This is a genomic window from Citrobacter sp. RHBSTW-00029 (assembly GCF_014104295.1).
In the GTDB taxonomy this organism is placed as follows: Bacteria; Pseudomonadota; Gammaproteobacteria; order Enterobacterales; family Enterobacteriaceae; genus Citrobacter; species Citrobacter youngae.
Window position 1 is genome coordinate 1,744,439 of record NZ_JABXRT010000001.1, and the last position, 14,104, is coordinate 1,758,542.

Annotated in this window: 13 protein-coding genes and 1 pseudogene; 8 read left to right on the forward strand and 6 right to left on the reverse strand. The window is 52.4% G+C overall.

Annotated features, from left to right (window positions below):
• Positions 1-12 precede the first annotated feature (12 nt).
• From HV041_RS25045 to HV041_RS08625, 4 genes and pseudogenes are all read left to right on the forward strand, one after another.
• Positions 13-2,270: pseudogene (locus HV041_RS25045) on the forward strand (NtaA/DmoA family FMN-dependent monooxygenase).
• Between the two features lie 10 nt (positions 2,271-2,280).
• Positions 2,281-2,790 carry a GNAT family N-acetyltransferase gene (locus HV041_RS08615; RefSeq protein WP_061067926.1) on the forward strand — a complete coding sequence of 170 codons (510 nt, stop codon included), beginning with the start codon at positions 2,281-2,283 and terminating at the stop codon, positions 2,788-2,790.
• A 9-nt stretch (positions 2,791-2,799) separates the two neighbouring features.
• Positions 2,800-3,726, forward strand: coding sequence for an amino acid ABC transporter permease (locus HV041_RS08620; protein ID WP_061067925.1), 927 nt, complete (start codon positions 2,800-2,802; stop codon positions 3,724-3,726).
• Positions 3,710-4,483 (forward strand): amino acid ABC transporter ATP-binding protein, encoded by a 774-nt coding sequence (locus tag HV041_RS08625; RefSeq protein ID WP_061067924.1) that lies wholly within the window; start codon positions 3,710-3,712, stop codon positions 4,481-4,483. The genes HV041_RS08620 and HV041_RS08625 overlap by 17 nt, the downstream gene beginning before the upstream one ends.
• Positions 4,484-4,528: 45 nt before the next feature.
• On the opposite strand, the gene HV041_RS08630 is transcribed toward HV041_RS08625, so the two are convergent.
• On the reverse strand, positions 4,529-5,518 hold the full coding sequence (locus tag HV041_RS08630; RefSeq protein WP_121584663.1) for a zinc-dependent alcohol dehydrogenase family protein: 990 nt from the start codon (positions 5,516-5,518) through the stop codon (positions 4,529-4,531).
• An 89-nt stretch (positions 5,519-5,607) separates the two neighbouring features.
• Positions 5,608-6,537 (reverse strand): LysR family transcriptional regulator, encoded by a 930-nt coding sequence (locus HV041_RS08635; protein ID WP_121584662.1) that lies wholly within the window; start codon positions 6,535-6,537, stop codon positions 5,608-5,610.
• Positions 6,538-6,657: 120 nt separating this feature from the next.
• On the opposite strand from HV041_RS08635, the gene HV041_RS08640 reads away from it, so the two are divergent.
• Positions 6,658-7,275, forward strand: a complete 618-nt coding sequence (locus tag HV041_RS08640; protein WP_165712383.1) for a glutathione S-transferase family protein — start codon at positions 6,658-6,660, stop codon at positions 7,273-7,275.
• 72 nt (positions 7,276-7,347) lie between these two features.
• Here the strand turns inward: HV041_RS08640 and HV041_RS08645 are convergent, their stop codons facing one another.
• A complete protein-coding gene (locus HV041_RS08645; protein WP_101742173.1) occupies positions 7,348-8,658 on the reverse strand; it encodes an MFS transporter in 1,311 nt (436 codons plus the stop codon).
• Positions 8,659-8,731: 73 nt separating this feature from the next.
• Complete coding sequence (locus tag HV041_RS08650) at positions 8,732-9,928, reverse strand: L-talarate/galactarate dehydratase (RefSeq protein ID WP_121584660.1); 1,197 nt, start codon at positions 9,926-9,928, stop codon at positions 8,732-8,734.
• A 320-nt stretch (positions 9,929-10,248) separates the two neighbouring features.
• On the opposite strand from HV041_RS08650, the gene HV041_RS08655 reads away from it, so the two are divergent.
• Both HV041_RS08655 and pptA read left to right on the forward strand, forming a co-directional pair.
• Positions 10,249-11,253: a LacI family DNA-binding transcriptional regulator gene (locus HV041_RS08655; protein ID WP_161958605.1), complete on the forward strand. Its 1,005-nt coding sequence runs from the start codon at positions 10,249-10,251 to the stop codon at positions 11,251-11,253.
• Between the two features lie 34 nt (positions 11,254-11,287).
• Positions 11,288-11,515 (forward strand): tautomerase PptA, encoded by a 228-nt coding sequence (gene pptA / locus HV041_RS08660; protein WP_121584658.1) that lies wholly within the window; start codon positions 11,288-11,290, stop codon positions 11,513-11,515.
• Between the two features lie 28 nt (positions 11,516-11,543).
• Here pptA and HV041_RS08665 read toward each other — a convergent pair whose 3' ends face one another.
• Complete coding sequence (locus HV041_RS08665; protein WP_121584657.1) at positions 11,544-12,116, reverse strand: flavin reductase family protein; 573 nt, start codon at positions 12,114-12,116, stop codon at positions 11,544-11,546.
• Between the two features lie 158 nt (positions 12,117-12,274).
• Between HV041_RS08665 and nhoA the strand changes: the two genes are divergently transcribed.
• Entirely contained in the window at positions 12,275-13,120 is an 846-nt protein-coding gene (nhoA, locus tag HV041_RS08670) for an N-hydroxyarylamine O-acetyltransferase (RefSeq protein ID WP_182294165.1), read from the forward strand.
• Positions 13,121-13,178: 58 nt separating this feature from the next.
• Here the strand turns inward: nhoA and HV041_RS08675 are convergent, their stop codons facing one another.
• Positions 13,179-14,072, reverse strand: a complete 894-nt coding sequence (locus HV041_RS08675) for a PhzF family isomerase (protein ID WP_121584655.1) — start codon at positions 14,070-14,072, stop codon at positions 13,179-13,181.
• Positions 14,073-14,104: the final 32 nt, after the last annotated feature.

The following is a 14,104-nucleotide window of genomic DNA, read 5'->3' on the forward strand; positions in this document are numbered from 1 at the left end:
GTAGGGGTTACTATGGCTGAAAATCGGCAATTACGTCTGGGCACTATTTTGCATGGCGCCTCCGGGAATATGTCAGCATGGCGCCATCCGGCTGCTCAGGCCGATGCCAGTATTAATTTTGATTTTGTCAAAGAGACGGCGTTTATTGCGGAGAAAGGGAAGCTGGATTTTATTTTTGTCGCTGACGGTCTGTATATTAATGAAAAATCTATTCCACATTTCTTAAATCGCTTTGAGCCGCTGACGGTATTATCTGCGCTGGCAAGCATCACCCGTCATCTTGGTCTGGTGGGCACGGTTTCAACCTCTTATAGCGAGCCGTTTACTACTGCGCGACAGTTTGCCAGTCTGGACCATCTTAGTCAGGGCAGGGCCGGATGGAATGTGGTGACATCCCCGCTGGAAGGTTCGGCTAAAAACTATTCTCGCGCTCAGCATCCTGAGCATGCCCAGCGTTATCGTATTGCCGATGAATATTTACAGGTAGTGAAAGGACTGTGGGATTCCTGGGAAGACGATGCTTTTACCCGTGATAAAACAAGCGGGGAATTTTTTAATCCTCATAAACTGCACACGCTAAACCATCATGGAGATTATTTCCAGGTCGCCGGGCCATTAAATATTGGGCGTACGCCGCAAGGCCGTCCGATTATTTTTCAGGCCGGCGCATCACACGATGGGAAAAAATTAGCGGCGCAGCATGCGGACGCTATTTTCACCCATCAGGAATCGCTGTCTGAAGCCAAAGCATTTTATCAGGATGTCAAAAGTCGGCTTGAAGCTGTCGGACGTCATGTCGATGAGCTGCATATTTTCCAAGGCGTCAGCATTATTGTTGGCGACAGTGATGCTGACGTAGAGCAACAGTACCAGGCGACCGCTGCACTGGTGTCGATTACCGACGCGCTGAATTACCTGGGACGCTATTTTGAACATCACGATTTTAGCCAGTACCCGCTGGACGCACCGTTCCCGGATCTTGGCCCCCTCGGGGAAAACAGTTTTCGCAGTACCACTGACGAGATCAAGCGCAATGCGCGGGAACGGGGATTAACCCTGCGTCAGGTGGCGCTGGAAGCTGCCAGTCCACGTCCACGTTTTAGCGGAACGCCGGCACAGGTTGCTGATGGTCTGCAGCAGTGGTTCGAGGAGAAAGCCGCAGACGGTTTCATCATTCAGGGGGGAACGCCAGATACATTCCCACGGTTTGTCGAACAGGTTATTCCCGTGCTTCAGGCGCGCGGTTTATTTCGCCACGACTACCCCGGCACGACGCTGCGCGCAAGTCTGGGGCTGGCAACACCTGCAAATCAATTCACACAATAAGAGAAAACGCTATGCAGAAAAAATCACTACTTCTTGCGCTGTCACTGGCTTTCAGCGCGACAGTCTGGGCAAATGACGTCACCATCAACGGTACTGGCGTAAGTCTGGAAGCTAATAAAACACCGATTAACACGGCCAAAAATCCACAGGCGATCGCGCAGTTACCCGCCAACCTGCATCTGGCTGTACCAGGTAAATTCACGGTCGCTATCGCCGGACTGAGCCAGCCGCCGCTGACTGTATTTGCCGATGATAATAAAACGCTCATCGGCAGTGAGGCAGATATCGCTCGCCTGGTTGCCGATAGCCTGGGGCTGGAGCTGAATGTCGTACCCACGTCATGGGAAGACTGGCCGCTGGGCGTAGCTTCCGGCAAATATGATGCCGCGATCAGCAATATTACCGTCACCAAAGCACGCAAAGAAAAATTCGATTTTGCGACGTATCGGAAAGATTCCCTTGGCTTTTACGTCAAAACCGGCAGCAAGCTGAAGAAAATAGAGCAGGCGGAAGATATTGCCGGTCTGCGTATCATCGTCGGCTCAGGGACGAACCAGGAAGCCATTCTGTTGGCGTGGAACGAAGAGAATCTGAAGAAAGGATTAAAACCGTTTACGCCGGTGTATACCAAAGATGATGCTGCTCAGACGTTAGCTCTACAGTCAGGTCGTGCAGATGCTTACTTTGGTCCGAATGTCATTGGGGCCTGGAAAGCTGCCCTCAACGGCAAAACGCAACTGGTGGGCAGCGTTGATGGCGGTTGGCCAAAAGCCGCACATATTGCCGTCACGCTGAAAAAAGATAGCGGTCTGGTGCTGCCGGTGCAAACAGCTCTCAACGGTGTGATCGGCAATGGCGACTATGACAAGGTGCTGAACCGCTGGGGGGAAGGGGTAGAACGTATCCCACAATCTGAAGTTAACCCAGCCGGTTTAGGCGACTAAGGAGGTCAATGTGAGCGATCAATTCCGCGTTGTCTCGCCCGAAGCCATTGAGCTACAGCCGATCCTCAGCGGACTGTTTGGTGAGTACGCCGCCCGCTATGGTGATTATTTTTCTCGTGATGCTGAAGTGGAGCTAACCGAATGGTATCTGGCTCCACAGGGGATCTTTGTGGTGCTGGAGCGCGACGGCGAAATTATCGCCACCGGGGCTTATAAACCCTATGACAAAGACACCGCTGAAATTAAGCGTATCTGGACTAAAAGCAGCCTGCGTAAGCAGGGGCTGGCAGCGTACGTGGTGCAGGAACTGGAGCGCCGGGCATTACTGGCGGGCTATAGCCGTATCTATCTGACCACGGGCTTTCGCCAGCCAGAGGCCGTCCGACTTTATTTGAGTCAGGGATACGATCCACAGTTCGATACCACTCGTAACCCAGAAGAGTACAGCCAGCCGCCCTTTGATGGGAGGCTGCGCTTCACCAAACTGTTGACTATCGCAGGTCAGGCCAAAATTGCCTGAGGAGAGAAGATGAAAACGACTGCAACCATCAAAGTCGTCCCGGCACGTTACCCGATGCGCACCGTAGGGGCGATTATTGCCCTGTTTGTGCTGGCGGCGATTATTCAGTCTGTCGCGTTTAATCCGCGCTGGGAATGGGGTGTGTTTGCCCGCTGGTTCTTCGACCCGGTTATCTTATCTGGACTTGGGCAAACGCTGTTGTTGACGCTCATTGGGACATTACTGAGCGTGGTATTTGGTGGGTTGCTGGCGCTGGCCAGACTCTCATCATCCTGGCTGCTAAACAGCCTGGCGTGGGGATACATCTGGTTGTTTCGTTCACTCCCGTTGATTGTGGTGTTGATCATTTTGTACAACTTCTCCTATTTGTACGACACGCTGGCGATCGGCATTCCCTTCACTGCTATCCAGTGGGGCAGCTTTGAGACTATTAATGTCCTTGGACAGTTTTCCACTGCAGTTGTTGGCCTGACGCTGGTGCAAAGTGCTTATACCGCAGAAATTATTCGCGGCGGGTTTCTTGGGGTTGATCATGGTCAGTACGAAGCCGCAGCCGCGCTGGGATTACCTGCCTGGCGCCGCACGCTGCGCATAATCCTGCCACAGGCGTTACGCACCATTTTGCCCGCCGGGTTCAATGAAATTATCAGCCTGGCGAAAGGTACGGCGATGGTTTATGTGCTGGCGATGCCGGAACTGTTCTACACCATCCAGATGATCTACAACCGCACCCAGGAAGTGATTCCGCTGCTGATGGTTGGAGCCGTGTGGTATCTGGTGATCACCAGCGTTTTGTCATTAATTCAGCATCTGGTTGAACGCGCGCTGGCACGCAGTGAAAGACGATCCGCTATTAACACCGCCAGGGTGAGTCGCTCGGCTAAACGTCGTCGCCTGGTTCCACAGCAGGAGGCTATCCATGTCCCACTCGCCTGAAGGTCATATTTCCATTACCGGCGTCAGCAAATATTTTGGTCGCCATAAGGCGCTGGATAACGTATCTCTGGAGATCCCACCCGGTACGGTCACGGTCATTCTCGGGCCTTCCGGTTCAGGTAAATCAACGCTATTGCGGGCGATTAATCATCTGGAGCGTGTCGATGAGGGGTTTATTCAGATTGACGGTGATTATATTGGCTATCGCCTTCAGGGAGACCGGTTGTATGAACTAAAAGAGGCAGAAATCCTGCGCCAGCGCATTAATGTGGGCTACGTATTTCAGAACTTTAACCTGTTCCCGCATTTAACAGTGCTGGAGAACCTGATTGAAGCGCCAATAGCCCACGGGCTGGCATCGCGTAAAGCCGCTACCGAACGGGCATTAACTCTGCTTGATGCGGTTGGGCTGCGAAATAAAGCCGATGCCTGGTCGCGTCACTTGTCCGGCGGACAGCAGCAGCGAATCGCCATTGCCCGCGCGCTGGCGTTAAATCCGCGCGTGATGCTGTTTGATGAGCCGACGTCCGCACTCGATCCTGAACTGGTGGGCGAAGTGCTGGATGTGATTAAGTCACTGGCACAGTCGGGAACCACGCTGGTGGTGGTGACGCATGAAATCGGTTTTGCCCGGGAGGTGGCCGATCAGGTGGTATTTATGGTTGACGGCAAAATCGTCGAGCAGGGTAGCAGCGAACAGGTGCTAAATTATCCGCGCCACACGCGCACGCAGCAGTTTTTGTCGAAAGTTCTGTAAATACGCGGAAAAAATGTTGCGGCACAAGGCTGTGCCGCACAGCGATTACAGGGTAACGACGATTTTGCCTACCTGACCGTTGGCCTCCATATACTGGTGGGCCTTCGCGATGTCATCAAACGCAAAGGTTTTATCAATCAGTGGCTTGAGTTGTCCCGATTGCAATCCTTCAAAGATGAAACGTTTAGCTCGTGCCAGTTTTTCAGCATCAGTGGTGATTTCGAAAAGCTCATAGCCGCGGAAGGTCAGATGACGGCCAAGGATCTCAATCACCGGGATCGACAGATCGCGACCGTCCAGCGAACCGTACTGGAAAAATAACCCTCCGGCGGGCATTACCTGGGCTATTTTCGCCACACCGGGGCCGCCGACCGGGTCGAAGACCACGCGGGTACCTTTGCCATCGGTTATACGATTAATTTCCACGACCAGATCCCGCTCCTGACTGGCGATAACCTCTGCCGCGCCAAGTTGTAGAAGCTGGGCGCGCTTCTCACTGGTGCGCGTCATCGCAATCGGTTTTGCCCCGAGCATATTGGCTATCTGTATCGCTGCCAGCCCGACACTGCTGGACGCGGCATTGATCAGCACGTTATCGCCAGGCCCGATATTGGCATATTCGACCAGCGCGCCAAAAGCCGTCACATACATCATCCAACTGGCGGCGGCCTCGGCAAAGCTCAGGTTTTCAGGATGTTTGACGACCGCATGAACAGGCGCATTGACGATTTCGCCATACATACCGTACTCATGAAAGCTGAATGCCGGAATGACGCTCACGCTATCGCCTGGTGCGAACTCGTGCACATTGTCACCGACGGCTTCAACAATGCCGGAGGCTTCATAGCCCAGGCGAGCAGGAAAATTGGGTTGGTAAATATATTGTCCGGTACGGTACATAATTTCCGCCCGGTTAATACCTATTGCGCGAACGCGGATCTGAACATCGTTTGCAAGCGGAGCCGGGGTCTGAATATCCTGAATATTCAGCACATCAGCGCCACCTGTTTGATTGAAAACCACGACTTTAGACATAGCGGACCTCGGTAAATTGTTCTGACTTGAGTCCGCACAATGTATCGGTTCCGGTGGGGGCGAAAAACCGCCGTTATGGAACTTCACTATTACTCAGATTGTAATAATCCCTGCAGGCGCGGTTTTTGCTCGTTAAAAAGCGCACACAGCCAGTCAATAAACACCCGCACGCGCGGGGCAAGATGACGTCTGTCCGGGTAGAGCACGGAAACGGGTTTAGCTTCCCCCGCATAGTCACCCAGCACCTCAACGAGCTGGCCCGACTCGAGGTAGGGTGCCAGTACGGCGTGAACCCCGTGTATGATCCCCAATCCTGATAAACAACCTGTTAGCAGAATGTCGGAGTTGTCTACGCTCATTCGGCTTGCTGGTATGATAGATACCGTTTTCCCTTCGTTGATGAAGGACCACTCCAGCGCGTCACGATGACGTTCGCTAAAGAAGTTGAGTGCCTGATGCTGAGCCAAATCATCCGGTGTCTGTGGGATGCCCCGTATAGCCAGATAATCTGCGGACGCACAGGTCACCATTTTTACCTCGCCAAGTCGTCGGGATATCAGCGAGGAGTCCTGCAACTCGCCAATGCGGATCATGCAGTCGATCCCCTCCGCAAGCAGATCAATTTTGCGGTCAGTGGAGGTGAGTACAATCTCAATGTCCGGATAGCGTGACTGAAAGTTGCTTAGCGCAGGGACTATAATCGAGTGAGCCAACGACAGTGGAGCATTGATCCTGAGCTTTCCACGTGGAGGCCGTGTCGGTGAGAAAGAGGCCATGATGTCATCCACGTCACCAAGCAGTACTTTGGTTCGTTGGTAAAATGCGTCACCTTCTTCGGTCAGGGTAACCTTCCGCGTCGTTCGGTTCAGGAGTTTCGTCCCCAGATCGTCCTCAAGATGCTGAATTGCTTTCGTCACCGCGGGGCGGTGCAGGTGCAGCACATCGGCAGCTTTGGCGAATCCCCCTTGCTCCACGACCTGCACAAAAATGCTCATGTATTCAAACATACTGGAACGCATCTCTTACTCTCCTGGTGTTCGCTCTGGCACGGATATTGTTATTATGAGAGTAATAATGATGACTGCATAGACACGCGAATGCTGCTCTACACTTAGGGTTTTAACATTGAGGGTTGCAGCATGATTAAGGTCTATGGGGTGCCGGGCTGGGGATCGGCCATCAGTGAAGTGATGCTCACACTGGCGGAGATCCCTTACACGTTTATTAATGTGGACGGCTTTGACAGTGACGGCCCTTCGCGGGAGTTGCTAAAAAAAATGAATCCACTGTGTCAGATTCCAACGCTCAGGCTGGAAAATGGCAGTGTGATGACGGAAACGGCGGCTATTGCGCTGATGATTCTTGATCGCAGGCCCGATCTGGCCCCGCCTGTCGGACATGTGGAACGTCAACAATTTCAGCGCCTGCTGATATGGCTGGTGGCAAATGTCTATCCCACGTTTACCTATGCTGATTATCCCGAACGCTGGACGCCAGATGCTCCGGCGCAGTTGAAAAAGAACTGTATTGAGTACCGTAAATCGCTTTATATGTGGCTGAACGACCAGCTAAGCGCCGAACCGTACGCGTTTGGCGATCAGCTCACGTTGCTGGACGTTTATATTGCCGTTATGCGCACCTGGGGGCCTGGACATGACTGGTTCCAGGATAATACGCCTAATATTAGCGCCATCGCGGACGCGGTTTGTCAAATCCCGCGGCTGCGTACTGTCCTGAAAAGCAATAAGATTATTTGAATAAAAAAACGCTGTTCCGCAGGAGTGCAATTCCCGGAACAGCGGGCGAACTATCATCGCCATAAGTTTAAATTACGCAGCAGAAGGCGTCAGCGTAATACGATCCAACGGACCCACGATAAACAGATAAGAAATCAGGCCAATCAGCCCCATCGAACCGACGTACAGAATGGCGTAATCAAAAGACTGGGTATTCGCCAGAATGACGCCGATCACCAGTGGCGTAATGATACTTGCCATATTGCCGCACATATTGAATACGCCGCCTGCAATGCCAAGCACTTCTTTTGGCGAGGTATCGCTGAGAACGCACCATCCCAGATTGCCAAAGCCTTTGGCGAAAAACGCCAGGCTCATCGCGGCGATAACCACAAACTCTGACGAGGTGTAATTCGCGATAACGATGACGCAGGAAAGTAGCATTCCACAGATCACCGGCAGCTTACGGGCAATCGTCAAGCTGTAGCCGCGTTTTAGTAGCCAGTCGGAGAACACGCCGCCTAATAATCCACCGATAAAACCGGCAATGGCAGGGATACTGGCGACAAATCCCACTTTGAGGATCGACATTCCTTTAGCCTGATACAGATAGGTAGGAAACCAGGTCAGGAAGAACCAGGTAATTGACGTCACGCAGAACTGTCCGATATAAACGCCAATCATCATGCGATTGACGCAGACGCTCTTAATTTGCGTAAAGGTAATTTTCTGCGGCTCTTTTTTATTGCCCAGCGACGGTTCGCCACCGCCTTCCCGGATATAGTCAATTTCCTGTTGGTTTACCTTCGGATGATGCATGGGATCCCTGACTTTGACCAGCCAGAAGATGCCAAGAATAACGCCAATAGCCCCGATATAATAAAAAACAAAGTGCCAGCTCAGATTATGCAAAATAATCGTCATGAGCGGCGTAATAATCCCTAGCGAGATATATTGCGCGGCCTGATAAACTGAGGTGACAAAGCCTCGTTCGTTATTCGGAAACCACTGCACGCTTAATCGGCTGTTGGCCGGAAAGGCCGGAGCTTCAATGGCACCCATCAGTAATCGTAAGATAATCAATACGACAAGCGGACTGGCGTACAGATAAATGGTGCCCTGGAACATGGTCACCAGCGACCAGCCAATCAGGGCGCATCCGTATACCAGACGAGAACCATAGCGATCCAGTAGCCAGCCGCCGGGCAGTTGCATAATGACATAAGAAATACCGAAAGCAGAAAAGGCCAGCCCCATTGCTTCAGGATCAAAACCTAATTCTTTGCTCATTATTGGAGCCACCACGGATAACGTCGCGCGATCGGCGTAATTAAATACGGTAGCAAGAAACAGAAATATCAAAATGCCGTAACGCACTTTTGTGCGCTTTATTATTGTGTTCATCACCCACTCCTTTCATAAGGTTGAGAGCGTTTCTGTAGGGAAGAGGGCGGGTATTACTTACCCGCCAAATAAATTAAGGACGTTTACCAAACTCGCAGGTTAATTGCGTCCAGCGGCGCGCTTGTTCGCTGATGCTGAACCCCAGACCGTGACGGTCAGATATCCACATCCGCCCATCGCGCAGCTCAAGCTGTTCATTAAATAGCGGATTCAGCCATTCGAAATGTTCCAGCCATGGCTCAAGCGGATAAGCGGCGGACAAATGCAGGTGAACTTCCATGGCGAAGTGGGGTGCCAGTTTTCGTCCGTGTTTTGCCGCCAGATCCATAATTTTAAGGAACGGTGAAATCCCGCCCACACGCGGCGCATCAGGCTGGACAAAATCGCTGGCATTGCCGAGGATCAGCTGTTCATGTTCGCGGAAGCTGGTCAACATCTCACCGGTAGCAATCGGGGTATCCAGCGCGGCAGCCAGTTGGGCGTGACCTTCAACATCGTAGGCATCCAGCGGCTCTTCAATCCAGATCAGATTGAACTGCTCCATTTTACGTCCCATACGGATGGCGGTTTCCCGGTCCCACTGCTGATTGGCATCGACCATCAGCGGGAAATCATCACCCAGCGCTTCACGCACCGCGGTTAAGCGGCGAATATCTTCGGAGCAGTTTGGTTGACCGACCTTGAGTTTGATGCCGCCAATACCGTTTTCACGGGAAATAACCACGTTTTTAAGCACTTGATCCAGCGGCGTATGCAGGAATCCGCCGGAGGTGTTGTAGCATTGTACGGAGTCACGATGCGCGCCAAGCAGTTTTGCCAGCGGCAATCCTGCACGCTTGGCCTTCATATCCCATAAAGCGATATCGATAGGGGAGATGGCCTGAACCGCCATGCCGCTGCGTCCTACGGAAGCCCCAGCCCACAACAGCTTGGTATAGATCTTGTCAATATCGTTTGGATCTTCACCTAACAGGTTATCGGCAATTTCTTTGGCATGCGCGTAGATCCCCTGACCGCCAGCACGCTTGGAGTAACTAAATCCCACGCCTTCAAACCCGTCGCGACTGCGGATCTCGGCGATGATTATGGCGACTTCGGTTAGTGGTTTCTGACGACCAGTCAGCACTTTGGCATCGCTTACCGGTGTTGCCAGGGGAAGGAAAGCGAGGGATAGCTTAACCCATTCGATACGGTCGCCGGTTTCTGCCGCGGTTTTTGCATTGGCCGATTTGGCATAGGTTACGGCATCGGAATTAGCACTTAAAGACATCTTATTCTCTCCTGGTGATTAATAAATGATTGCGCTATCATTTTTAATGTTAGCGCAATCACTGCACCAGCGAATTGATTGCGATTTGAACAATTGCTCACAAATACGAAGATAAAAGGGCGATAACTTGTATACAGCATCACATTCCAATACTTTATGGGGAAATGCACAAATCTTTATGATATCGCTATCATTTTGCTCAGGGATGACAATCTAAGCTGCTGTTTTCCCAGTGTTATCACAGAGCCATGCTAGCAATAGCCGAAATCATGATGAATAATGCCAGGATAAATCAGCGATTTTTGACAAGGGCATCGACAGTGAAAAACGCCAGACCTCCGCGAGCACCCACGCTGGAAGATGTGGCCCGTACCGCGGGATTGTCACCCATGACGGTGAGCAGGGCGCTAAATACTCCGCAGTTGGTGCGCCCGAAAACGGTGGAAAAAGTGATGCAGGCGGTACGCGCCACCGGCTACATTCCCAACGCGCTGGCCGGGGGGCTGGCGTCGCGTCGCAGCAAGCTTATCGCCGTGGTTGTTCCGCAAATTAACAACAATATGTTTGTCGATACCATTCAGTCATTAAGCGATGAACTGGCCGAACGTGGATACCACATCTTGCTCTGCGTATCAGGTTACACGCCGCAAACAGAGGCTGAGCTGGTGGCGACGCTGCTTTCTCGCCGCCCGGATGGCGTCGTGCTCACCGGTATCCATCATACCGCCGGGATGAAAAAGGTGATTCTTAATGCGGCCATTCCGGTTGTAGAGATCTGGGATTTAACCCCAACCCCCATTGATATGCTGGTCGGGTTTTCGCACGAAAAAGTCGGTCAGGCGGTAGCAGACTACTTGCTGAAAAAAGGTTATCGCCGTCCTGGTTTGCTATGGACAGCCGATCGCCGGGCCGGCCAGCGTAAACAAGGACTGTGCGATGCGCTGAGACGTCATGGTATTGCGGCTGACGCACAGATAGATGTCCCGCTTCCGGCCTCTCTGGCATTGGGGCGCAGTGGATTAGCTCAGCTATTGGCTGAAGGTGCGTTCGATGTCATTGTCTGTAGCTCAGATACCTTAGCCCAGGGGGCGATTATGGAAGCCGAAAGCCGTTGTTTACGCGTGCCGCAGGAGCTAGCGGTAATCGGTTTTGGCGATCTTGATTTTGCCGCCAGTAACCGGCCTGCTATCACCACAATCAGCGTCGACCGACGGGCCATTGGACAACGCGCTGCCTCGCTGCTTGCCGATCGTATCGAACAAATTCCACGTGAAGACGATATTATTGATGTCGGATTTCACCTGGTTGAACGAGAGTCCGCATAAGTTACCTGCATCCCAAAACAATAAGGAATCTGCTATGCCGCACGTCGATATCAAATGCTTTCCTCGCGCCCTTACCAACGAACAAAAAACCGCGCTGGCGGCGGATATTACCGAGGTCATTATTCGTCATTTGCAAAGCAAAGACAGCTCGGTCAGCGTGGCGCTCAATGAAATTGAGCCCGAGGCGTGGCAGGGCGTGTGGGATGCGGAAATCGCACCGCAGATGGACACATTGATTAAAAAACCAGGCTACAGCATGTGAACGAGAACGGGCGATTATTGCGCCCGTATTATTCAGCCGCTGTTATACGTTTCCCGCTGGTGACAAACGTTCCGGCGCCAAGGTGGTGCAAGGTATTGAGTTTGCCATCATCAAACTGCCAGCGTCCTTGCACAAATACCCGCTCATCGGCAGCGGCAGAAACCACTTCGCCAAACAAGGTATCATATTTGTCCTGAGCCGCTGTGGCAGGAAGCAGGCGGCATTCCATCCAGGCGAGACACTTGGCTTCTATTAGCGGTAATCCCAGCACCGGACCTTTTACCACCGGAATACCGTAGCAGTTGAACTTATCTTCTATTCGACCGGAAACACTCCCCACGGCATAGGTCCAGTTGGTCGCGGCAACCCCTGGAATAACAATACCAAATTGCCCGCTACGCTCAATCAGTTCACGCGACCAGGCGGTCTTGTCGACAACAATGGCCACCCTCGGCGGATCAAATTCCACGGGCATTGACCACGCGGCCGCCATCACATTACGCCGTTCTGTATTCGCGTCACGACTGGTTATCAAAATGGTGGGGCCGTGATTAAGCAGTCGGCTGGCGTGTTGTAATTCAACCGGACGAAAATGACTCATAGTGACTCCTCGGCAGAATAAAAATGACATCACAATAAACATAGATAGTAACGGGATTAGCGATTTTGTCGCCTCACCGGGGTGAACAGCGCACAAAAGCGACGGCGTAAAATTAAAAATGCGTTATAAGTACAACATTCAACAAACAGGAATCCCGTATGACGCCTTTTTTAAACGCTTATTTTGCCCGTATTGGCTGGTTAGATGCGCCCAACGCCGACATTGAAACGTTGAGAGCGCTACACTTACTGCATAACGGTGCCATACCCTTTGAAAATCTTGATGTGCTGCTGCCGCGTGAAATGCAGCTTGACGATCTGTCCCTTGAAGAGAAGTTGGTCACTGCCCGCCGCGGTGGCTATTGCTTTGAACAAAATGGTGTATTTGAACGGGCGCTACGCGAAATCGGCTTTACCGTACGCAGTTTGCTGGGACGCGTGGTATTGGCTAATCCGTCAAGTCTGCCGCCGCGCACGCATCGCCTGTTACTGGTTGAATTACAGGATGAACAGTGGATCGCCGACGTTGGCTTCGGCGGGCAAACGCTAACGGCGCCGATTCGTCTGCAGGCCGATATTGAGCAGCAAACGCCACACGGCGACTATCGGTTGATTCAGGAGGGGGAAGACTGGATATTGCAGTTCCGCCATCATGATCACTGGCAGTCAATGTACCGATTCGATCTGGTGGTGCAACATCACAGCGATTATCTGATGGGTAACTTCTGGTCTGCGCACTGGCCGCAGTCGCATTTCCGCCACCATCTGCTGATGTGTCGTCATTTACCTGACGGCGGCAAGCTGACGTTGACCAATTTCCACTTTACCCATTATCAGGACGGTCACGCGATAGAGCAGATTAATCTGCCTGACGTCGCCAGCCTGTATACGCTGTTGCAGGAACGGTTTGGACTGGGCGTGGATGACGCGAAGAATGGGTTTACCCTGGATGAGCTGGCGACAGTAATGGCGGCGTTTGATACACATCCGGAGGCGGGAAAATAGGGGCATCAGAATTAATGCCGGATGCGGCGTAATCGCCTTATCCGGCCTACCTGAAGATTTAAAAATCGATCGCCCATTCGGCGTGAAACAGGATCACAGCAGAGCCGGAAATCGTTACTTTCTCAGGCTGGTTATCACGGATAGTCACCGTCACATCAACAATACCGTCACGCCCGAGCGCGCGACCCTGGTGGCCCTGAACATGCAATGTTTTGCCATCATGAGCCATCAGGTTATGGTGTACCAGCCACGCGCCCATTGGACCATTCGCGTTGCCGGTGACCGGATCTTCCACAATACCAATAGCTGGCGAGAACATGCGGCCATCGGTGGCGTTTTCGTCCTTGCGAATTTGAAAAGGGAAGAACCCGTTACAGCCAATTTGCTGGCTGATAGCGGTCAGGGCAGGCAAATCAGGGGAAAGGGCGTCGATGTTCACCTCAGGCTTCAGCGCAATCATCACTTTAGAGTGTCCGGTGGTGGCAACCTGAATGGGTAATCCGGGCAACATATCGTCTTCGCTCAGGTGCAGCGCATCGATTATTGCGGCACGTACAGCACCTTCCAGCGGAGCTTCGAATCCAGGTACGCCTTGTTCAAGGCTGATGTGATAGTCATTGTCACTCGCTTCAATATCGATCCGATGACGACCGGCGAGCGAGGTTTGCCAGACGGTGCTGTTGCCCAGGCCCAGCACGTTGGCGCGCACATAATGTGCGGCGACGGTAGCGTGTCCACAGATAGGAACTTCGACCGTCGGCGTGAAATAACGAATGCGAACATCGCTGTCGTCACTGGTCAGTAGAAAAGCCGTTTCCGAATGGCGCAGCTCGCGAGCAATGAGCTGCATCTGGGCGTCACTCAGTCCGTCAGCATGCAACACCACACCCGCTGAATTGCCGCGAAAGGGTACTGAGGTAAAGGCATCGACGTGATAACCCTGTGGTTTCATTAGCGTTCTCCTGGAATGGAGAAGCATCATAA